General features: G+C 39.7%; 25 protein-coding genes. 7 read left to right on the top strand and 18 right to left on the bottom strand.

Annotated elements, in window-relative coordinates; all coding sequences use genetic code 11:
- Positions 1-75 precede the first annotated feature (75 nt).
- From HMPREF1154_RS04845 to HMPREF1154_RS04855, 3 genes are read left to right on the top strand one after another with little or no spacing between them, the layout of a single operon-like run.
- Positions 76-840, top strand: a complete 765-nt coding sequence (locus HMPREF1154_RS04845) for an alpha/beta fold hydrolase (protein WP_009641493.1) — start codon at positions 76-78, stop codon at positions 838-840.
- Positions 841-842: 2 nt separating this feature from the next.
- Complete coding sequence (gene yihA, locus HMPREF1154_RS04850) at positions 843-1,442, top strand: ribosome biogenesis GTP-binding protein YihA/YsxC (RefSeq protein WP_009641515.1); 600 nt, start codon at positions 843-845, stop codon at positions 1,440-1,442.
- Between the two features lie 8 nt (positions 1,443-1,450).
- Entirely contained in the window at positions 1,451-2,752 is a 1,302-nt protein-coding gene (locus HMPREF1154_RS04855) for a phenylacetate--CoA ligase family protein (protein WP_009641428.1), read from the top strand.
- Positions 2,753-3,061: 309 nt separating this feature from the next.
- On the opposite strand, the gene HMPREF1154_RS04860 is transcribed toward HMPREF1154_RS04855, so the two are convergent.
- From HMPREF1154_RS04860 to HMPREF1154_RS04925, 13 genes are all read right to left on the bottom strand, one after another.
- Positions 3,062-4,030 (bottom strand): glycosyltransferase family 2 protein, encoded by a 969-nt coding sequence (locus tag HMPREF1154_RS04860; protein WP_009641353.1) that lies wholly within the window; start codon positions 4,028-4,030, stop codon positions 3,062-3,064.
- A 65-nt stretch (positions 4,031-4,095) separates the two neighbouring features.
- Entirely contained in the window at positions 4,096-5,373 is a 1,278-nt protein-coding gene (locus tag HMPREF1154_RS04865; protein ID WP_009641339.1) for a sensor histidine kinase, read from the bottom strand.
- Positions 5,374-5,392: 19 nt separating this feature from the next.
- Positions 5,393-6,460: a 3-dehydroquinate synthase gene (aroB, locus tag HMPREF1154_RS04870; RefSeq protein WP_009641438.1), complete on the bottom strand. Its 1,068-nt coding sequence runs from the start codon at positions 6,458-6,460 to the stop codon at positions 5,393-5,395.
- 6 nt (positions 6,461-6,466) lie between these two features.
- A complete protein-coding gene (locus HMPREF1154_RS04875; protein WP_009641413.1) occupies positions 6,467-6,967 on the bottom strand; it encodes a GNAT family N-acetyltransferase in 501 nt (166 codons plus the stop codon).
- Positions 6,968-7,045: 78 nt separating this feature from the next.
- On the bottom strand, positions 7,046-8,074 hold the full coding sequence (locus HMPREF1154_RS04880) for an RluA family pseudouridine synthase (protein WP_009641518.1): 1,029 nt from the start codon (positions 8,072-8,074) through the stop codon (positions 7,046-7,048).
- A 553-nt stretch (positions 8,075-8,627) separates the two neighbouring features.
- Positions 8,628-9,236 (bottom strand): hypothetical protein, encoded by a 609-nt coding sequence (locus HMPREF1154_RS04890; RefSeq protein ID WP_232211970.1) that lies wholly within the window; start codon positions 9,234-9,236, stop codon positions 8,628-8,630.
- Positions 9,237-9,313: 77 nt separating this feature from the next.
- On the bottom strand, positions 9,314-9,577 hold the full coding sequence (locus HMPREF1154_RS04895) for a hypothetical protein (protein ID WP_009641364.1): 264 nt from the start codon (positions 9,575-9,577) through the stop codon (positions 9,314-9,316).
- Between the two features lie 29 nt (positions 9,578-9,606).
- On the bottom strand, positions 9,607-10,305 hold the full coding sequence (gene dapB / locus HMPREF1154_RS04900) for a 4-hydroxy-tetrahydrodipicolinate reductase (RefSeq protein ID WP_009641480.1): 699 nt from the start codon (positions 10,303-10,305) through the stop codon (positions 9,607-9,609).
- A gap of 77 nt (positions 10,306-10,382) precedes the next feature.
- Entirely contained in the window at positions 10,383-11,237 is an 855-nt protein-coding gene (locus tag HMPREF1154_RS04905) for a glycosyltransferase (protein WP_009641433.1), read from the bottom strand.
- A gap of 2 nt (positions 11,238-11,239) precedes the next feature.
- Positions 11,240-11,836: a bifunctional nicotinamidase/pyrazinamidase gene (gene pncA / locus HMPREF1154_RS04910; RefSeq protein WP_009641488.1), complete on the bottom strand. Its 597-nt coding sequence runs from the start codon at positions 11,834-11,836 to the stop codon at positions 11,240-11,242.
- A 335-nt stretch (positions 11,837-12,171) separates the two neighbouring features.
- On the bottom strand, positions 12,172-12,462 hold the full coding sequence (locus tag HMPREF1154_RS04915; RefSeq protein ID WP_016419460.1) for an HPF/RaiA family ribosome-associated protein: 291 nt from the start codon (positions 12,460-12,462) through the stop codon (positions 12,172-12,174).
- Between the two features lie 24 nt (positions 12,463-12,486).
- The gene (locus HMPREF1154_RS04920) at positions 12,487-13,368 is read right to left on the bottom strand and encodes a tyrosine-type recombinase/integrase (protein WP_009641457.1); all 882 of its coding nucleotides are present in this window, start codon (positions 13,366-13,368) and stop codon (positions 12,487-12,489) included.
- A gap of 5 nt (positions 13,369-13,373) precedes the next feature.
- Entirely contained in the window at positions 13,374-13,835 is a 462-nt protein-coding gene (locus HMPREF1154_RS04925) for a hypothetical protein (RefSeq protein WP_009641516.1), read from the bottom strand.
- Between the two features lie 219 nt (positions 13,836-14,054).
- Here HMPREF1154_RS04925 and HMPREF1154_RS04930 point away from each other — a divergent pair, with 219 nt between their 5' ends.
- The 4 genes from HMPREF1154_RS04930 to HMPREF1154_RS04945 are packed head-to-tail and all read left to right on the top strand — an operon-like array spanning position 14,055 to position 19,503.
- Positions 14,055-15,083, top strand: a complete 1,029-nt coding sequence (locus HMPREF1154_RS04930; RefSeq protein ID WP_232211971.1) for a hypothetical protein — start codon at positions 14,055-14,057, stop codon at positions 15,081-15,083.
- Positions 15,084-15,108: 25 nt separating this feature from the next.
- Entirely contained in the window at positions 15,109-16,239 is a 1,131-nt protein-coding gene (locus HMPREF1154_RS04935; RefSeq protein WP_009641522.1) for a hypothetical protein, read from the top strand.
- A gap of 12 nt (positions 16,240-16,251) precedes the next feature.
- Positions 16,252-17,634: a phosphoglucosamine mutase gene (gene glmM / locus HMPREF1154_RS04940; RefSeq protein WP_009641397.1), complete on the top strand. Its 1,383-nt coding sequence runs from the start codon at positions 16,252-16,254 to the stop codon at positions 17,632-17,634.
- Positions 17,635-17,655: 21 nt separating this feature from the next.
- Positions 17,656-19,503, top strand: a complete 1,848-nt coding sequence (locus HMPREF1154_RS04945) for an SLC13 family permease (protein WP_009641508.1) — start codon at positions 17,656-17,658, stop codon at positions 19,501-19,503.
- A gap of 57 nt (positions 19,504-19,560) precedes the next feature.
- Here HMPREF1154_RS04945 and HMPREF1154_RS04950 read toward each other — a convergent pair whose 3' ends face one another.
- The 5 genes from HMPREF1154_RS04950 to rlmH all read right to left on the bottom strand — a co-directional run bounded on the left by HMPREF1154_RS04950 (position 19,561) and on the right by rlmH (position 21,866).
- Positions 19,561-19,929 carry a PUR family DNA/RNA-binding protein gene (locus tag HMPREF1154_RS04950; RefSeq protein WP_009641406.1) on the bottom strand — a complete coding sequence of 123 codons (369 nt, stop codon included), beginning with the start codon at positions 19,927-19,929 and terminating at the stop codon, positions 19,561-19,563.
- A 46-nt stretch (positions 19,930-19,975) separates the two neighbouring features.
- Positions 19,976-20,272, bottom strand: a complete 297-nt coding sequence (locus tag HMPREF1154_RS04955; RefSeq protein WP_009641486.1) for an FtsB family cell division protein — start codon at positions 20,270-20,272, stop codon at positions 19,976-19,978.
- A gap of 2 nt (positions 20,273-20,274) precedes the next feature.
- On the bottom strand, positions 20,275-20,883 hold the full coding sequence (gene udk / locus HMPREF1154_RS04960; protein WP_009641529.1) for a uridine kinase: 609 nt from the start codon (positions 20,881-20,883) through the stop codon (positions 20,275-20,277).
- A gap of 80 nt (positions 20,884-20,963) precedes the next feature.
- Entirely contained in the window at positions 20,964-21,392 is a 429-nt protein-coding gene (locus HMPREF1154_RS04965) for a DUF4268 domain-containing protein (protein WP_009641424.1), read from the bottom strand.
- Positions 21,393-21,866 carry a 23S rRNA (pseudouridine(1915)-N(3))-methyltransferase RlmH gene (rlmH, locus tag HMPREF1154_RS04970; RefSeq protein ID WP_009641455.1) on the bottom strand — a complete coding sequence of 158 codons (474 nt, stop codon included), beginning with the start codon at positions 21,864-21,866 and terminating at the stop codon, positions 21,393-21,395.
- Position 21,867 lies beyond the last annotated feature (1 nt).

Here is a 21,867-nt window from a genome sequence, read left to right on the forward strand (position 1 = left end):
AAATTTTTTTCAAGAACAATGACTACTATTTGATAAAAAATTCTTATCTTTGTAGCTACAAGAAATAGATATAAAATGATAAATCTTTTTCGTAAAAAAGAAGACAAATTTTCCTATGTTGAAAAAGGCGAAGGTACTCCTATTATCCTCTTACATGGGCTTATGGGAGGGCTTAGTAACTTTGATAGTACTATTGAGTTTTTTTCAAAAAAATATAAGGTAATAGCCCCAGAACTACCCATTTATGACTTGCCGTTGCTCTCTAGTACGGTAAAGAGTTTAACCAATTGGCTTACGCGCTTTATCACTTACAAAGAACTAGAGCAGGTGATTCTCTTGGGTAATTCCTTGGGCGGACATATTGCGCTGCTTTACACCAAGCTGCACCCTAGAAAGGTCAAGGGACTCATCCTTACAGGTAGTTCTGGCCTTTATGAGAGCGCTATGGGTGATAGTTATCCAAAGCGTGGTAGCTATGAGTTCATCAAAAAGAAGTGTGAGGATGTATTCTATGACCCTAAAACAGCTACCAAAGAACTGGTAGATGAGGTCTTCGCCATTGTCAATGACCGTACAAAGGTGATCAAAACACTCTCCATTGCCAAGAGTGCTATCCGCCACAATATGGCTAAGGATCTGCCTAATATGAAGACTCCCACTTGCCTTATATGGGGAAAGAATGACCCTGTAACGCCCCCTAAAGTAGCTGAGGAGTTTAGTGAACTACTGCCCAATGCGTCTCTCTATTGGATAGACAAGTGTGGCCATGCTCCTATGATGGAACATCCCGACACTTTCAATGAGTTACTAAACAATTGGTTAACGACTAATAAGTTATAAATATGGAGATCAAACAAGCCTCCTTTGTGGTGAGCAATACACAAGTGGCCAAATGCCCTACGCATAAGCTACCTGAGTATGCCTTTATCGGGCGATCCAATGTGGGGAAATCCTCCCTTATCAATATGCTAACCAACCACAAAGGGCTTGCTAAGACCTCTTCCAAACCAGGAAAAACACAGCTAATCAATCACTTTCTTATCAATAAGAATTGGTATTTAGTAGATTTACCTGGATATGGCTATGCACAGGTGTCCAAGCAATCTAAGAAGACTTTCCAGCAGTTTATTACTGACTATTTCAAGAAGCGCAAGGAATTGGTCTGTGCTTTTGTGTTAGTAGATATACGCCATGAACCCCAAAAAATAGACTTGGAGTTTATGCTATGGTTGGGGGAGAATGCTATTCCCTTTGCTATCATCTTTACTAAGGCAGACAAGCTTGCTCCCAAAGTCATTGAACAACACGTACTTACCTACCAAAAAATCCTCTTAGAGAGTTGGGAGGAGATACCTCCCTACTTTATTACTTCTTCCGAGAGCAAATTGGGAAAAGAGGAGGTACTTGACTATATAGAAAATATCAATCTTTCACTCAACTAAGGCCTGCTATGATCCCTGAAATAGAACAGCAAGACCCCACAACAATTCGACTATTCCAAGAGGAGAGACTCCGAGTGCTTCTACAATACCTCCACGCTCATTCTCCTTATTACCAACGTATATTCAAGGAATATCATATTGATATTAAGGAGATACAAACCTTGGACGACCTCCAGAGACTCCCCACCACTTCCAAAGATGACCTCCAACGTTATAATGATGATTTCCTCTGCGTACCCAAAACAGCCATAGTGGATTATGCTTCTACCTCCGGGACTTTAGGAAAGCCTGTTACTTTTGGGCTTACTGACAAGGACTTAGACCGCTTGGCTTACAATGAGGCTATTTCACTGAGTTGTGCTGGCATTCAAAAGGGAGATGTAGTACAACTGATGACCACTATTGACCGTAGGTTTATGGCTGGACTGGCTTATTTTTTAGGCATTAGAAAACTTGGTGCCAGTATTGTACGTATAGGTGCAGGAATCCCTGAACTCCAATGGGATTCTATAGATTCCTATCAGCCTAAGTGGCTCATTGCAGTGCCTTCTTTTCTACTTAAGCTCATAGAATATGCCGAAAAAACTGATATAGACTATCGCAATTCCTCAGTCAAAGGCGTAATATGTATAGGAGAAACCCTCCGCAGACAAGATTTTTCTGCTAACCTACTCACTCAGAAAATCATGGAAAAATGGCCTGAACTAAAACTCTACTCTACTTATGCCTCTACCGAGATGAGTACCACCTTTACCGAGTGTGAACACCAGCAAGGGGGGCATCATCACCCAGAACTTATTATCACTGAGGTATTAGATGATGAGGGAAAGCCTCTTCCCATGGGTTGCTTGGGAGAACTGACCATTACCACCCTTGGTATAGAGGGTATGCCACTATTGCGCTTCCGTACAGGAGATATGGTTACCCTACACCAAGCACCTTGTTCGTGTGGGAGAAATACACTAAGGGTTAGCCCAGTGGTCGGAAGAAAACAACAGATGATTAAGTACAAGGGAACCACCCTATACCCGCCTGTGCTTATGGACTTACTCACCCAATTTGCCCAAGTGGAGAACTACATCATAGAGATCAGCAATAACGAAATCCTCACCGATGAGATTCTTATCAAAATAGGAACTACCTCCCCTTCCGAGGCACTTCGTGAAGAGATTACCAACCACTTCCGTGCTAAAATGCGCGTTGTTCCCAAAATAGAGTTCCACCCAGTGGAAATCATAGAACAACAACTCTACCCTAAGGGAAGCCGCAAACCTGTGAAGTTTATTGACCACAGAACTTCAATAAAGTAAAAGATAAAAAGTAAAAGGTAAAAAGTTTTCCTGCCTTGCTTGTTTTTTTCCGATATATCTTTTGATCATGAAGTTTTTAATGCGAATCAATAGTAAAAAAACTATTAGCTAACTATCTAAGACGCAATAAATTGCGTCTCTACACATGCGCTGGCTAAGACAATTACTGATAAGCATAGTCTTCTGTAGAGACGCAATTTATTGCGCCTTAACGAATTAGACTATACAATTGTTCTTCTACTATTGATTTGGATTTTTCATCAAAAATAAAAGGGAGTTCTCTTAGTCTGTTTTATTTCTTTTTACCTTTTATTTTTCACCTTTCACAAAGTGTTTCCATACTATAGACCTTATGGTATAATACTGCTGCAAACTAGGGTTTTGTCGTTTGCGATAGAAATGACGAAAATACCTATAAAAGGAAAAGTGTGCCCTTATGATAGCCCAAGTACTTTTGAACTTTCCTTGAAAGAAAAAGCGCGCCCCTGCTACCCCATCTAAGACCATTCTAAGGAAAATGGTCAGTGGCCAATAGGGCTTAGGCAAGTTCTTCAGTAGCATAAAAAGACTGTTGCGAAAGTTTAAATATACTTTTTGTGGACTTCCTTCGGTAAGAGTAGCCCCTCCTAAGTGGTATATCTGTGACTGAGGGGTATAATAGACCTCATACCCCTTATTCTTTGCTCTCCAACAGAGATCTATCTCCTCCTGATGGGCAAAAAAATCTTCGTCAAAACCTTTAAGCTCATCAAAAACAGCTTTTCTTATAAAAAAGCATGCTCCCGAAGCCCAAAAAATAGGAATTTGCTGGTCATATTGTCCCTTGTCCTCTTCTATACTATCAAAAACACGTCCTCTACAATAAGGGAAACCATATTTATCTATATAGCCTCCTGCTGCTCCTGCATATTCGAAATAGTTTTTCTGTTTATAGGACTTTATTTTAGGTTGTAATATACTTATTTCGGGTTGCTGGGCAAAAATTTCTATAGGCGCTTTAAGCCAATGCTGAGTTACCTCCACATCGGAATTAAGTAGGCAATATACATCGGCAGGGATATGCTTTAGCCCCTCATTGTAGCCCTTAGCATAGCCATAGTTTTCAGGATTTTGTACAATTTTTATTTGAGGATAGTGAGCACAGAGGAAAGCAACACTCCCATCGGTAGAAGCATTATCAATTACATAGAGTTCAGCCTCAGTGGAATAAGCTACCACTGAGGGGAGAAACTGTTCCAATAAGTGTTTTCCGTTCCAATTGAGTATAACGACAACCATAGATAGTGACTAATGACTAGTGACTAATGACTAATGAGTAATCATTGACAATTAACCATTAACAATTAAAAATTAACAATTAAAAAAGTGTGTTTTTCCTCCTTATATACATACTGCAAGCGGATATGTTGGTACAAATCCACTATAGACTTTACAATTGCTAAGCCTAATCCTGTGGAGGTACTGTCTTGTTCTCCCTTATGAAAGCGTTTGAATATCTTATCAGCGTCCAAAGGAGTTGGTTTTCCCTCATTGGCAATAGAAAATACGTGTTTGTCTATCTCTATTAGTATTTTCCCTTTGGGATACGTATATTTTATAGCATTTCTAAGGAGGTTAGAGAGGAGAATGACCGCTAAATCCTTATTCATCTCCACTGAGAAAGGTGATTTTTCCGTTATAGAAAGAGTAATTTCCTTGAAAGCTATCAGGTCTTGGTATTCCTCGATAAGGGTACGAAGCAATGAAGCAAAACAGATAGGAGAAACCTCTTCGTATTGTCGGTTTTCTATACGCGCTAAAGTGAGCAAAGACTTATTGAGTGTAGCCATACGGATAAGTGAGGCCTTCGCTCCAGAGAGTTGTTGAAGCTGTGCTTGAGAAAGCGTTTCATCCTCCATAAGCAATTCTAACTTATTGATAGTAATTGCGATAGGAGTTTGTAACTCATGAGCAGCATTGCCTATAAAAGTACGCTGCTGATCAAAAATAGTTTCCGTACGATGCCACATACGCTGGATGGTCTCATTGAGCTGAGCAAACTCTCTCACTTGAGTGGTTATAGGAACTACCCCCTGACGATTGCCCAATTCGTAAGCATTGATGTTATGAAGCAACGTATTGAAAGGCTTCCACACACGCCGAATGAATAACAAATGAATGATATACATACTTACGACTAAGACCAAGTACAACACCCCAATCCCTATAGCTAAATTGGCCATTAAATCATCTTCCTCTACCGTAGAGGTACGTATCTCCAAGGTATAACAACGGTCTTGGTCATCACAAAAACCCGTTTTCAGCACTCGGTATAGCTCCTTTTCATCACCTGAGGGTTCGTAGAGAAACTCATTGTTGATACTATTTTTCTTAGATACCTTACCTTGGGCAGGACGTATTCTAAACTGCCCTATCCCATATTCACTAACAGAGAGTATACGCTCTGGATATTCCTTAGAGAGGGCTATGATTTCCTTTTTCCTATCCTTGAGACCATCATCTACATTGTCATAAACTTCCTCTAAGATAAATATATAAATCACTACTAACCACACTACCATAATAGGTAAAAAAGCCAGCGCTACCTGTCTTAGCGTATAATTTTTTAGAGAAACACTCATTTGCTTAACTCTTTTACTCCTATTTCTCACTATAATAAGCAAATGCTTGTTCTATAAGAGCATCCTCCACTTCTATATTCCACTTAGGTTGTCCTATCGCCTCCAATAGTACAAAATAGACATGGCCATAAGCATTCTTTTTGTCATACTTGAGTAGTTCCTGTATAGCTGCTATCTCTTGAGCCGAGAAATCCTCCTGAGGGAAATAGTCCAAGAGGACTCTCTTTATCTCTACTGTCTTTTCCCAAGGGAAATGCAAGAGCTTATGAGAGAGAAAAGCCGCCAAAATCATTCCAATAGCGACTGCTTCCCCATGCAACAAACGCTTAGAGCGGTGTGCTAAGCAATAAGATTCTATAGCGTGACCCAGCGTATGGCCAAAGTTGAGTATCTTGCGCAAACCTTGTTCCTTAGGGTCTTGCTTTACTACCTGATGCTTAATCACTACCGATTCATAGATAATCTCTTCCAAATCATCAGTGGTCAGGGCGGAGAGCTGTTTCATCTTCTCCCAATAAGCGGGAGACTGTATCAGCCCATGCTTGAACATCTCGGCCAAGCCACTACGAAACTCCTCTTTGGGGAGGGTTGCTAAATAATTCACATCTATCAATAGGAGTTGAGGGTTATTAATTACCCCTATTTGGTTCTTGAGTACGCCCAAATCTACACCCGTTTTTCCTCCAATGGAAGCATCTACCATAGCAAGTAGTGTAGTGGGAACATTGATAAAGTCAATCCCACGCTTGAAGGTAGAGGCAACAAAGCCCCCCATATCGGTAACCACTCCCCCGCCTACATTAATCAGTAAGCTCTTTCTGTCGGCCTCCAAGTCGGAGAGCGTTTGCCAAAGAGAAAGACAGGTATCCAAATTCTTATGCTCTTCTCCTGCTTCTACTTCTATGATTTCTACCTCAAAAGGAAATTTCTGCAAGAATGTATATACACAACACTCATGGGTATGGGTATCGGAGAGAACAAATATCTTAGAATATTTCTTCTCTTTTACATAGTCTGCTAAGTATTTATAACCCTCCTCCGAGAAATAAATGGTATAGTCGGTTGTATCAATTTTTTTCAAATCCATATTCTGTTATTTTAGAATTTTCTGAAAAGCTTCACGTTTTCCATCGCGTACCTGAATAATACCACAATAGACAAAGCCTTCTTTTTCCAAGATATGCTTCATGGCAAGATTGTCATAGTTGGTATCGGCTCGTAGCGAATGGAATCCACGAACAAGGGCGATCTCTTCTGCCTGTTGTATGATATAGCTGGCCAGCCCTTTACCCTTGCCCCTCTCACTCACAGCTATTCTATGGCCTACTATATAGGGATCATCACTGAGCCATGCCCCCTCTATCTTTTGATAGGTAGGCTCACCATCACCACTGATTGCCGCATAAGCCACAATCTCACCAGACTCTTCCACTACATAGGCATAGTGATGCGCTATATCTTGCTCAATAGTTTCCCTAAAGGGATAACCATCTTGCCACTGCTCACTTCCTCTCTGGCGCATGGTTTCTTTAGCATAGAGGATAATTTGCCATATAGCCTCTAAGTCTTCTATCTGTGCTTGCCTAAATAACATATTAGTTTTGAGTTTTGAGTTTTGAGTTTTTTATCCCCAAAAAGGAACTTTTACTGATCGCTGATAACAGACTTCTGGCTACTGCTCTACTTCTCTATTGCTGAGATAGTTACGCCACTTTTCTATACACTGCTGCATATCTTGAGGAATCTCACTATCAAAACGAAGCATCTGTCCTGTGGAAGGTTTCTCCACTCCTAAGGTCTTGGCATGGAGCGCTTGGCGTGGGAGGATCTTAAAACAGTTCTCTACAAACTGTTTATACTTAGCCGAGGTAGTTCCTTTGAGTATCTTGTCCCCTCCATAGCGCTCATCATTGAAAAGAGGGTGACCTATATAGGTAAAGTGGGCACGAATCTGATGCGTACGCCCTGTCTCTAACCGACAGGAAACGAGGGTTACATAACCGAAACGTTCCAATACCTTGTAATGAGTGATGGCCTCCTTTCCCTGGCTTCCGTCGGGGAAGACTGCCATTTGGAGGCGGTTCTTAGGGTGTCTTCCGATATGCCCTGTGATCGTCCCCTCGTCCTCAGTGAGATTACCCCATACAAGAGCTACATACTCCCGCTCACTGGTTTTATTGAAAAACTGTTTAGCCAAGTGGTTCATGGCCTCTTCCGTCTTGGCCACTACCAATAATCCACTGGTATCCTTGTCTATTCGGTGCACCAAGCCAGGGCGGTCAGAACTGTTCATAGGCAAGTGCTGAAAATGGTATATCAGCCCATTGATAAGAGTTCCCTGATAATTTCCATGCCCTGGATGTACTACCAAGCCCGCAGGCTTATTGATAATGATTAGTTCCTCGTCCTCATAGACAATATCCAAGGGGATAGGTTCAGGTACTAACAGATATTCGTGAGGCGGATGAGCAAACATGACCTTAACCTCATCATTGGCCTTCACCCTATGATTGGCCTTCACCGCCACCCCATTGACAAATATATTGCCGTCCTTAGCCGCCTGTTGTACCTTATTGCGGGAAGCATTCTCTACAAAGTTCATCAGGAACTTATCCACCCGTAACGGTTCTTGTCCTTTTCCCGCCTTAAAACTATAGTGTTCGTACAGCTCATCGTCTGTAATCAAATCATCGTCTGCCATTTGTTTTCTAAATTGTTAATTTTGAGTTGTTTCTTAAAACAATACAAGTAATTGATTTTTCAATTGATTATTTATACTTCCTCAATAAAAAGAAAGAGAGTGAAAAAATAATAATATTGAGCGGGATAAATGTAAAAAAATTTATAGCCCCTACTATTATGAATAGAACAATATTCTCAGCTAAGAGACTTATTATATATTCATTTTCAACTAAATCAATATAACCGTCTGAATAAATAATCTCAAAATAAGAATATATAGTGGCTATTATTACCAAAGTAAGCAGGTGCCAACAACTATAAAAAAGTAAATAAAAATATTTTCTCTTTTTTCTATACTCAAATAAAAATAGAAATATGGGAAATAGAATTGATGATACTATCACATAGAGGAAATAAGGATCTCTTTTATTAAAATAATACTCAATATCAGAAGTAATTGTCTCATAGATTAGATAAATTACTAAATTAGATATAGCAAATATACTCCCTAAACATATATTCTTCACCCATTTAGGGTATTTCTTTCCCTGAAGCATAAAAATCATTATCAATTATTCATCACTAAGCATCATTTTTCGCCACCTTTTTCTTGTATTTATATAGTTTTCCAATTCCCTTTTAGCATTTTTCTCTAATGCATGAGCTTCATATTCCTGCATTACTTCCTTTTGGTATCTTGTTTTGAGCTTTACCGAAGGTTCTTTGTAGGTGAATCTGTGTTTTTCATCAGAAATCATAATTGTATCACACTTAAATATACCTTCTCTTGTATTGTCTGCTAAAAGAAATTGGAAGAATGCATCTTTGCGCTTACCTCTTAGGTTCCCTTCAAAGAAAGTCATAAAAAATATACGCCCTTTTCCCTTTTTTCGTTCTCCAAAAAAGAGACTTATCTGTGTATTTCTTTCTTTAGTAGGAACACTTTGCAGCATTTTGCGATATATGGACTCTAATTGGGCTACTTTTGAACTGTCTCCTATCACAGGACTTTTGGCTATAGCTTCAAAATCCTTAGTACAGAAGGCATATACGAAATCGGTAAGTGTATTTTCCCTATATGCCCATTGTTTTTCACCTTCTACATAGAGCTTATAAGTATGTTGGGCAGAAGCTACAAAGGTAAAGGTCAAGAAAAGAGATAAGAATAGTATTTTCTTCATGGTAATATATGTAAAAAACACCAATTGCATTGTACAAACAAATGTAATTGGTGTAAAACAAAAAAGTAGCTCTTTGTTTAGCTTAAAGCATTGATTTTCGCTATGATAGCATTTACTTCTCCTTCAAAGTTCTTAAGAAGCTGTTTGTAGAAAGCTCCTTTATTTTCTGTAGGATGGTTGATTTGCTCAAGGTATTTGTCATAAGTAAGGTAGATTTCCTCTACAATACCTCTTGACTGCTCATTTCTCTTATCGGTAACCAATTCCCAAATAATAAGAGTATCTACCAATTCCCCTAAAACAGAAGCAACATTCTTTTTTAAACGTCTTACGCTTGCCATAAAATTTATTTTTACAAAATTATTTATACTTATTTTCCGAAAAGGACATCCTTCATGGAGAAGACTCCTTTTTTTCCTATAATCCACTCGGCTGCCAATACAGCGCCCAAGGCAAAACCATCGCGGCTATGGGCGGTATGCTTGATCTCAAGTGTATCGACCACACTCTTATAGGTAACGATATGGGTGCCAGGTACATTTTCTATACGTTTGGCAGTAATAGGAATTTTATCCTCGGTAGTCTCTCCTAGCTCCCAACCTACCTTATCTGTCTGCTCTATGATCTCTTGCGCCAAGGTAATGGCCGTTCCACTGGGGGCGTCGAGCTTTTGGGTATGGTGTATTTCCTCTATAGCAACCGCATATTCAGGATATTTTCGCATAAGTTGGGCTAAGGTCTTGTTCAGTTCAAAGAAGATATTCACCCCTATACTAAAGTTGGAAGCATACAAAAAGGCCGCCTCATGCTCCTTGCACAAGGTTACTGCTTCAGGATAGTGTTCTAGCCAACCTGTGGTACCTGCCACTGTGGGCAATCCTAAAGAGAGCGCTCGGCTGATGTTGGCAAAAGCACTCTGTGGCGTACTGAACTCAATAGCTACCTCTGCCACAGAAAGATCATAATCACCTGGGGCATCTACTTTTAGGACAATCTCATGGCCTCGCTCCTGAGCTATACGCTCTATGGTCTTACCCATTTTCCCATAACCTAATAGTGCTATTTTCATCTTTGAGCCTTGCTTTTAATACCCCGCAAAAGTAAGAAAAAAAATACTATGCGGCAAATTTTCTTATCAACAATTATTTAGAATTTTCGTTTGATATGGCGCCAACGGTAAGCTCGTATCCACTTACCTTCTTCAGGAGTTACCAAAAAGGGCTGTTTCTCTTTCTTTGCCTTGAAATACCCTTTCATATAATCCCAGAATAAGCGAAGGCTACGCTTCTTGTAAGCCAGCTTAGCGCTAGCCAAAAACGAGAGCACTCCCCCATAGCGCAAGCGGTAGAACATCCCCCCTTGCATATATTGTGCTTGTGGGTTGTAGCGGCTTGCAGTAGGGCGCAAGTGCTTTACTACCAAGTCCTCCACGACAAGCAACTCCCAACCGTGATACTGTGCTAATAGCTCATCTACTGTGTCCCAACCCATTGCCTCTTTCAGCCCTCCAATAGCCTCGAAACATTCCTTGCGGTAACTCTTCAGTGCGCCACGCAAGTGGTTCTTATTGGTTAGATTTTCCTTGAGCCACTTCCCTTCCTTCTCTATACTACAGACGCCTCCACACATCCCCAATTGTGGGTTTTGGAGGTAGTAGGTCTGTAGCGTCTCTAAATAGTTGGGAGGGAAAATAAGATCTGCGTCATACTTACAGATAATATCCGCCTGCCCCACAAGAGGCAAACCTGCATTGAAGGCTTGTACAATCTTAGCCCCAGGTAGGCGCTGCACAGAGGAGCTTCGGTAGAGGGTTTTCACCTGAGGAAAGCGCCTGCAATAATCGGCCACTATTTCAGCTGTATGATCGGTAGAATTATCATCTATCACCACAATGCTATGGGCAGGGAGCGTTTGCCCCAAGAGACTATCCAAGGTTTGCGCCAAGATGTCTCCCTCATTATGAGCGGGGATAATAATTCCAAAACGTAAATGTTCTTTCAAAACTATGGTAATAGAGTGAAGTTAGGATAAGCAATCAGTTCTTTTTTCTGGTTTTCAAACTGTTCTTTGCTTATGGCACGGGTACAATGTTCATGTAGAAATACCTTATAACCTAAGTTGAGTGCATCTATCATAGAAAAATACACACAATAATCAGCCGCCAAGCCTGCAAAATGGAGTTCGTCCAAGTGTAAGCCTTTTAGATAGCCGTCAAGACCTGTTTCTTTGAGCTTTTGATTGTCAAAAAAAGCGCTATAGCTATCTATATCTGGATTAGTTCCTTTGCGAAAAATTGCATTGATTGCATTGGTTTGTAGTTCAGGGAAGAAATTAGCCCCTTCGCTTCCTTGTATGCAATGAGGAGGCCAAAGGGTCTGCTGGTAATTATCCTTAGTGATAGATTCAAAAGCTTTCTTACCCTCATGAAGCGTAAAGAAGCTAAAATGATTTGCCGGATGCCAATCTTGGGTAGCTATCACATGGGAGAACTGTGGGATAAGGTGATTGACAGGCTCTATGATAGACCTAGCATCAGGAACAGGAAGTTCTCCTGTAATAAAATCATTTTGAATATCTATAAGTATCAATATGCCATTCATCTTGTATAGATTTTTTTTATTTCAAATATGAAGGAAAATTCTGCTTGTAGTCCTATTGGTGAAAAATTGGGTATATAATACCTCTCTGCTATAACACTATAATCCATCGGCTGCTTTCATAAGCATAGCAACTCCCTCCTTATAGAGCTACTTTTTCTTGTTGTATGTTTTGTATTTGGAGAGATAATGAACTCCACATATTGTTATGTGAAATTCATTATCTAAGCTCCTTGTTTAGGCAAGTATAAGTATTAGAGTAATCACTACTCCTGTAAGTGCACCCCATTGGAATCCTATCCAAAACCGTTCTTTATCCTTAATAGTCATAAGATCGTCTAACGAGTTTCCTTGTATTTTTTCAGGAATCTTTCAATAGGGTTTTCACAAGCATCTACCCCTTCTTCGAAGGATTTGAATTGTTTTTTGACCACGAAGCTATCTCCTGGTACATTTACCTTTATTTCCACTATCTTATTTTCTTTGACAGTGGTATTATCTAACTTTAAATAGACATCGGCATCAATAACCCTATCGTAGAAAAGGTCTAATTTGTCCATTTTTTTCTGGATGAAGTCAACCAATTTTTGATCAACTGTAAAACCGACATTGTGTAAATTTACTTTCATAATCTGAAAAATTTAAAATTAGTACTATTTGTTTGTCATCCTCGGATGCGCATTGTTGTATTGTTTTTTTAGCTCTGCTATACTACTATGAGTATAGACCTGTGTAGCCGCCAGCCCTGCATGGCCTAAGAGTTCTTTTACAGCATTAAGGTCAGCCCCATTGTCCAAGAGGTGCGTAGCAAAGGAGTGCCGCAGCACATGCGGGCTTTTCTTCTGCTTTGTTGTGGCACTGCTAAAATACGAATTTATTATATTATACACAAGTTTTGGGTACATTTTTTTACCACTATCTGTCAAAAATAAATATAATTCGTTAGTATCTAATTCCTTACGCATAGACAAATATTGTTCCAAACACACCCTAACCGAAGGGATTAAGGGAATGATACGCTCTTTACTGCGCTTCCCCAATACCTTTATCGTCTGCTGAGAGAAGTCTATATCACTTATTTTCAGTTCTATAAGTTCCGCCCGACGCATGCCTGTAGCGTAAAACAACTCTATAATTGTCTTATTGCGTACTTGGGGGTAGTCCCCGCCCTCTTCTGCCTGAGAGAGTACCGTCTCTATCTCCTTCTGAGAGAAGGGAATAGACACTTTCTTCTGCGTTTTCAGCGGAATATGCTGCAAAAAGGGACTACTACTGATAACTAAGGAGCGTACCAAAAAAGCATAATAAGCCTTCAAAGAAGCTATTTTCCGATTGATAGATCTATTGGTAATACCACTCTCCACCAAGTGTATAATCCAAGAACGAATCAAGGGATAATTCACTTGGGAGAGTTCCACAGTAGCATCTTTTTCCTTAAGGTAAGCAGCAAACTCCTCCATATCAGCAAGGTAGGCTGTTATGGTGTGGGGAGAATACTTCTTCTCCAAAGATAGGTAGTTCTTGAATGTCTCCATTTCCTTTAGAATAAAAAACCACCATTGCGAATAGTACTGCCCAAAATAAGCAAGGTTACCGCAATCAGAGTAACACATAGGATGTGTACCGCCATTTCGGGGAGCTTCTGGATTTGTCCCTTGGCGAGTTTTGGAAGTACCCTTGTTTGGGCACTGATGGCAAAGCAAATGGTCGTGAGTAGCCCAATAATTTTCAGTGATACCACTGTCTCCACTCCTGTAGCAAAGGAAAACCAAGAAGATAGTGGTGCATTCAGGTCATAGGCCATAAAAATACCTGTAATGACCAAAAGGAGCAATGAGGGCATTCCTATAGGCTCATAAGTCTTCTCAAAACGAGAGATAAAGTCAAAATTCTTATGCTTAAGCGCCTTTGGCAAAAAGCCCAAGAGCAAGACCAAATGCCCTCCTACCCAAACAGTTGCACTGATTAGGTGAATGATGAGTAGTATATGATGTTTGTCCATATAACAGCTTATTACTATTTGTTCTTAATAGAAGAGCAAATGTACGAAATAATTTAAGACAAATGAAACTTTTACTCAAAAAAATTCTTCCTTGATTATTAGTCAATTATTTATATCTTTTTCGTATATTTGTCCCTTGATAAGAAATATTCCATTATAATGAACAGACATCTTCTTTTGTTGTTATTGTTTGCTTGCTCTTGGGTAAGTAAAGCCAATATGGCAAAACCATATACAGATGGGACTTCTCATACTTGTCTTATTCTTACCAATGATTGCAGCGTAACCCATGAGAAGATTCTTGCGGAAATCATCAAAGATGATAAGAACTCCTTTAATGATTATATCATCCGCTTTAGGGCAAAATATCATATCTCCTCCCCTAAAGAACAGTCTATGCCACTGCTCTTTATGGCTTCCAACTATCTGAATGACCAGCAAGTTTTTGTAAATGGACAAGCTATCTCCTCAAACTCTATTGACCAAGAACAGGACTATCCTTTTCTGAGAAAAGAAGAAATCATTGACACCCTACAATATTCTGATGGTACTCCTACCCGATACAATACTTATACTAAGTACTATATTTCCTATGATGGAAAAGAAGAAGAAGAGGTAACCCCCTCAGATCTTATCTACTTTACAGCGCCTCTTAAGACAGGAGAGAATGTGATAGAGGTTAGCTATAGTGCTTTCCCTACTACTTTCCGTTATGGGTTTCTTCCCCCTTACCGGTTTGAATACAATTTATATCCTTCCAAATTTTGGAAAACTTTCCCTGAGATAGAGATTGAAATCCACTTTCCAAAGGAATTAGAATTTGAGCAATCCTCTATGGAAAAAGAGGAATATACAGTAAGTGACCAACTTTTTAAGGGAAAGATCAAGGATATTACCTATGGTAACTACTATTGGCGATTTTCTCCTAAACCTTCTTGGTTTGGTCGTATCGTCCTTACAATAAATCCTTTAGGCTTTGGAGCTATTCTCTTTTTAGTTGCCGCAGGGCTGCACATTTATACTATCAGAAAAAAAAGCAAATGGGGCTTATGGTTAGGTGTATTCTTAGCTCCCATGCTTTTCTATGTAGGACTTTTTGCTGCAATCCCTTTTATTGACTGGGTTTTAGGTCGTCCAAGTGATCAAGGATATGTTTTTCTTATAGCTTTCACTTATCCCATTTTTCTTATATTCTATGGGATATTCACTTTTATTTACTACCATCTAAAGAAATCCAAAGGATTTTAGTAATTTTTTCCATAAAAATAAACCTATGAAAAAATTTTTATTTTTCCCATTTCTATTACTCTTAATCGCTTGTCCCAGAAAACAAGCACCACCCCAATTATCAAAGGAGACAGTTCCTCCCCCTGTAGAAGATACCCTCCAATCTCTGTGTAAAATTCCTAAAAATATTGCCTCTTATATAGAAGCCAACCAAGATACTTTTACTCCTATTGACATAGAAAAACGGTTTTCTAAAGAATTTTGGGAATATTACCAAATTCATCAAGAAAGAGGGTGTCCCATCATTTGTTATGGAGATTTTAATACTGACGGTCAGCAAGATGTCGCTCTTATGATTGATTACAAGGGAGTAGGAGACATAACATACCCTGACAATACCCCCTTTTTAGCAATCTTCCACAGCTATGAGACCAAGGTAGAAGATCCTTTTATCATCTATCAGTTAGATAGTTATAAAGAGCATAATCACTCTGTCATCTATGAGCAACCAGAAGGAATTGAATGCTATATAGAAAAAGGCAGGAGAAATGGAAAAGATATTATCAATCTGATACTACCTGAGAAGTCAGGATTTCTAATATACTGGAATGAAGACACTTACCGATACCGATATGTAAATGTCTTAGATGAAATAGAAAACCCCTTTCCCAGAACCACCCTTACTCCAGAGGTAGAGGAGAATTTGTATCAACTCCTAAAATGTGATCATTTCTCGTGGAGAGAAGGATATTATCAAATTCCTGATTATGGCTGTTGGAGTCAAATTCAGCAATTAGGGATGGCAAATGTCATCTTAATTCCACGAACATCTGCCTTTGACACCCATCTTGCTTGGGAGAAAGAACTTCAGAAAGAAGGATATATCAAGGCTTTAGAGAATAGAATCGAGTCCCTATCCCTCGAAGAAATCAAAAAGCACTTTTGCGCTGTTGTCTTTCTGACTAACCCCTACTATTTAGATTATACCCCTTACTTGGATAGTTCTTACAATCCTACTTACCCATACTATGAAGAAACTTTTCTACTAACCAATGGGAAATGGAGCAAAGGAAAAACTTATCTGATAACCAAAGATACAGATACTCAAATATATAAGCAACAAGAAAAATATATAGATAGCTTATCTAAAAGATATCAATCTAAAATAACAAAATAAATACAAAGATATATGTCATTAATCAAATCTATTTCAGGTATTCGTGGTACCATAGGAGGCAAGGTAGATGAGAACCTTACCCCTATTGATGCGGTCAAGTTTGCCGCTGCTTATGGCTATTGGCTCAAAGGACAAAGTGGCAAAGAACACGTCAAAGTAGTCATCGGGCGGGATGCTCGCATCTCTGGCGAGATGATCCAAAATTTAGTGCAATACACTCTTATTGGCTTAGGGATTGATGTAGTTAATATAGGCCTTAGTACTACCCCTACCGTGGAAGTAGCTGTTCCTATGGAAAAGGCCGACGGAGGCATTATCCTTACCGCCAGCCATAACCCTAAGGAATGGAATGCCTTAAAACTCCTCAATAACAAAGGAGAATTTGTCTCTGACCAAGATGGTAAGGCTATTTTGAAAATCGCTCAAGAGAATGATTTTTCCTTTGCTACAGTAGATCACTTAGGTAAGCTCACCCATGATGACCAGTATATTGACCTTCATATAGAAAAGGTACTTGCCCTCCCTTTAGTTACTCCTGAAGCTATCCAGAAAAAGAAATTCCGAGTAGTAGTAGATGCAGTCAACTCCACTGGGGGGATAGCTATCCCGAGACTCTTGGAACGATTGGGTGTAGAGGTTGTCAAACTCTATTGTGAGCCTAATGGACACTTCCCACACAACCCCGAACCACTAAAGGAACATTTGGGTGATATTTGCAAAAGAGTCGTAGAAGAAAAAGCTGATTTCGGTATTGTGGTAGATCCTGATGTAGACCGCTTGGCCTTTATTACTGACAAAGGAGAGATGTTTGGTGAAGAATATACCTTAGTGGCTTGTGCTGATTATGTATTAGGCAAAGCTAAGGGCAACGTTGTCTCCAACCTTTCTTCCTCTCGTGCCTTGCGCGATATTGCTCAAAAGCATGGCGTTAGCTACTCAGCAGCAGCAGTAGGAGAAGTGAATGTCGTTACCGAGATGAAACGCGTAGAAGCTATTATCGGCGGTGAAGGCAATGGAGGAATTATTTACCCTGAGCTACACTATGGGCGAGATGCCTTGGTAGGAGTTGCTTTATTCCTATCCCTTTTGGCAGAGAGAGAAGGCAGTGTACAGCAACTCAGAGAGAGTTATCCTGCTTACTTTATGAGTAAGAACAAGATACAACTGACAGAGCAAATCAATCCTGACCAAATCCTCAAGGCAATGGAACAGAAATATGCTCATGAACAGACCACCACTATTGATGGTCTTAAAATAGATTTTGCCGATAGCTGGGTACACTTGAGAAAATCCAATACAGAACCCATTATCCGTATCTATACTGAGGCAAAAAGCCAAAAAGAAGCCGATGCGCTAGCACATCGCTTTATAGAGGAGATGCAAGCGCTTATCTAACCTAATCCCTTGCTTATGACTATGTACATTACCTTGGCTATCCTTGTGATTGCCTCCGCCTTCTTTATGATGGGAAAGATCCGTTCGGACTTGGTAGCGCTTTCCTCCCTGCTCCTACTGGTACTCTTTGGTATCCTATCGCCAGAGGAAGCCTTATCGGGCTTTTCTAATTCGGTAGTGGTGATGATGATAGGGCTTTTCGTAGTGGGAGGGGCTATCTTCCAAACAGGTTTGGCTAAAATGATTAGCAACAAGCTACTGAAGCTCGCTGGCAAGAGTGAGCTGAAGCTCTTTGTGCTAGTTATATTGGCCACCTCCTTCATTGGTGCCTTTGTGAGCAATACAGGAACGGTTGCTCTGATGCTTCCCATTGTAGTGAGTATGGCCATGAGTGCGAATATCAACTCTTCTCGCCTACTCATGCCGCTAGCTTTTGCCAGTAGCTTAGGGGGAATGATGACCCTTATCGGGACACCTCCCAACCTTATTATTAATGAAGAACTAATAAAGCATGGTTTCCCTTCCCTGACCTTCTTCTCCTTTACCCCTGTGGGACTGGTAGCACTTGCTGTGGGACTGTTATACCTTATTCCTGTAAGCAAACGCTTTCTAAACAAGACTGACCCTCATCAAGAAAGCAAGAAAGACGGCAAATCTCTTTCTGACCTTATGGACGAATACCAACTCTCCAAAGATATCCACTTGGTGATGGTAGGAAAAAATGCTCCTTTTATAGGAAAAACCCTCTTGGAAAGCCATATAGCGGACAAATATGAAGTACATGTAACCGAAATCTTGCGCAAACCAAGCCTTAACAGCTCTATTTTTCAAAATCCTAATCGCGAATTGGCACAAGCCAATACAATTCTCCATGAAGGAGATATCCTCTTTGTACAAGGAGATATTCGCAAGATAGAGGCCATGGCTTGGGAGAAGTCCTTGAGCCTGATAGAAGACAAATTTACCTCTCAAGAAGAGCTAATGAACTCCCAAAAGCATGGGATTGCCGAGGTGCTGATCACCTCCACTTCACGCCTGGTGAATCTGCCTATCAAGAAATCAAAGTTCAGGGAACAATTCTCTCTCAATATCTTGGGTATGCAGCGCAATGAAACCTATATCCTGAAAAACCTGAAAGACCAACGTATTCATTCGGGAGATATACTCTTGGTACAGGGTTCTTGGAAGGACATCGCAAGGCTCAATGACCAACATAGACACCTGATTGTATTGGGACAACCCCTGAAGGAGGCCTCCAAGGTAACCCTAACGTATAAAGCACCTATAGCGGGGATCATTATGCTACTTATGGTAGTGAGTATGATGTTTGATTTTATTCCTATACAGCCTGTAACAGCTGTTTTGGTAGCCTCCTTGCTCATGGTCTTCTCTGGAGCACTGCCCAATGTGGAGGCTGCTTATAAGACTATCAATTGGGAAAGTGTTGTCCTGATTGCCGCTATGCTCCCTATGGCCTTAGCCTTAGAGAAAACGGGGGCTTCGGCATGGGTATCCGAGATGCTTGTAGGCAAGCTGGGCGGCTATAGTCCTTATATTCTTTTGGCAAGTATCTACTTTACCACTTCGCTACTTACCATGTTCATCAGTAATACCGCTACAGCTATTCTGATTGCCCCTATAGCTATGAGTGCAGCCACTAGTATGGGAATCAATCCATTGCCCTTGCTCATTGCCGTATCGGTAGGTGCTAGTATGTGCTTTGCCTCCCCTTTCTCTACACCTCCCAATGCCTTGGTGATGTCGGCAGGGCGTTATACCTTCATGGATTATGTAAAAGTAGGGCTTCCCTTACAGATACTTATGGGAATTGTAATGATTTTGGTACTGCCTATTCTCTTCCCCTTTTAGATAAAGTTAGAGGCTATCCCGCGGGGATAGCCTCTAACCATTTTGAATTAAATATCACTATTTAATATCTTCAAAGTCATCAATAGTGAATGATGATGACGCCTCTTGTTCCTTATGAGAAGAGAATGTTTTCTTGAAATCCTTCTGATGTTTTTCAGAGATTACTTCCTCTCCCTTTTCTTCAAAAACATAAGAAGTCATCTCGTCCAAGATTTCTCTAAAGGCATTAAAATCTTCCTTGTAAAGATAAATCTTATGTTTCTGATAATGGGATGAACCATCATCATGTGTGAACTTTTTGCTCTCTGTTATCGTCAAATAATAATCACCGGCCTTGGTGCCGCGTATATCAAAGAAATAAGTTCGCCTACCTGCTCTTAGAGCTTTTGAGAAAATCTCATTGTTTTCTCCTTCATTTTCATACATATGTTCTATATTTTTAGGTATAATAATTATTTTTACAGTATTGTATTTATTTTATAGTATCATATTCTATGATAAAAATATCTTCGTTTTCTCTCTTAAAATAATAGTGCTCACGTCCAAATTTCTCTCTACCTTCAGGGGTATTAATTTCCTTGATGGCCTCCCTGTCTTTGGCTATTTCCTTTTGGAGAAACTCCTTTTGACGCTTAAGGGATTCTATTTCCTTATTCAGCTTTCTTTGGGAAAGCAAAGAATTGGAGTCAAAGAAAAGCATCCATATTCCAAAAGCAGCGATGCCAATGAAGTAAGCATATTTCTTGATATAGGCCTGAAGATCTATCATTATTATTGGATTCTGTTATGGACAATGGTCTTGACAATATCAATAGCTACCTTGTTATGTCGGTTATTGGGAATAATGATATCGGCATATTCCTTGGTGGGCTCTATAAACTGCTGGTGCATTGGTTTAAGAGTAGTCTGGTATCGGTTGAGCACCTCCTGTATATCCCTTCCGCGCTCGGTGGTATCTCTTTTGATACGGCGAATAAGACGCTCATCGGAATCGGCATGTACAAATATCTTAATATCAAACAAATCTCTCAGATCTGGATGAGAAAATATTAAAATTCCCTCCACTATAATCACCTTACAAGGAGCTATAGGTATCACCTGTGGCATTCTGTTGTGTTCTACAAAGGAATAAGTGGGTTGCATAATTGTTTTTCCTTGCTTAAGCAGGGAGAGATGCTCCCTGAGCAAATCAAAATCCAAGGACTTAGGGTGATCAAAGTTCACCTTGGTTCTCTCTTCAAAAGTAAGGTGTGACAAATCCCTATAATAAGCATCTTGTGAGATGACACTCACCTCTCCTGGTGGTATTTCTTGGACAATCTGATTGACTACTGTTGTCTTACCACAGCCCGTTCCTCCTGTTATTCCTATGAGTAACATTCATTTTAAATTTTTGCAAAAGTAATTATTTTTCTTGACTTGAAAAAATTGTTTTTCTTAAAATATAACCCCTATTAAGGTTAAAAATCGTCCATGAAAAAGTCCTCATACTCTTGCCAAAAACATTCTACTTGTTGCATCTTTTCATTTAAGAACACCATAGCTTGTTGCCAAGTATCCTTATTATAGATACATACCCCTTGCTTCTCTACCCAAATACGTGCTATTTCCTTACCATTCTCCAAGTAATAGTGCTCTTCAAATAGAATTTCAGGTAGGAACTCTGCCAATATGGATTTTAAGGATAGGAATTTATTGTAATATTTTTCTATTTCCTGCTGATCTCCCTCTATATCCATACATACCATCGCCTTTTTATTATCAAAATAGAATTTGAATTGGATAGGTTTCACCTTCGTCCTATACAAAATCCACTTATGAGGGAAAGATTTCCCAAAAGACACCCAAAAATCTTGTCTGAGCTTAGCTGCTTCCTCTTTGCTATACATTTATTGGTGATGATAAGGTTCGTTATTAAGAATAGTAAAAGCCCTATAGAGTTGTTCTACAAAAAATAAGCGTACTATCTGGTGAGAGAATGTCATCCTAGAGAGCGAACACATATTGTTAGCTCTCTGATACACCTGTTGAGAAAAACCATAAGGCCCTCCTATGACAAAGACACACTGCTTAACCCCCGTATTCATAATTTTCTGTAACTGCGCAGAAAACTCTACAGAGGTATATTCCTTTCCTCGCTCATCCAAAAGCACTAAGAAGTCATTGTCTGCTATTTGCTTAAGCAGCAAGACACCTTCTTTGTTTTTTTGTTCTTCTTGTGAGATGTTTTTGGTGTTTTTCAAATCAGGAATCGTCTCTATTTCAAATTTTATATAAAATCGTATTCTTTTCTTATAGTCTTCAATTATTTTTTCTAAAAGGGACACATCTGTTTTTCCTACTACGAGTAATTTTATGGTCATT

Origin of the sequence: Capnocytophaga sp. CM59, assembly GCF_000293175.1 — a bacterium.
GTDB lineage: Bacteria > Bacteroidota > Bacteroidia > Flavobacteriales > Flavobacteriaceae > Capnocytophaga > Capnocytophaga granulosa.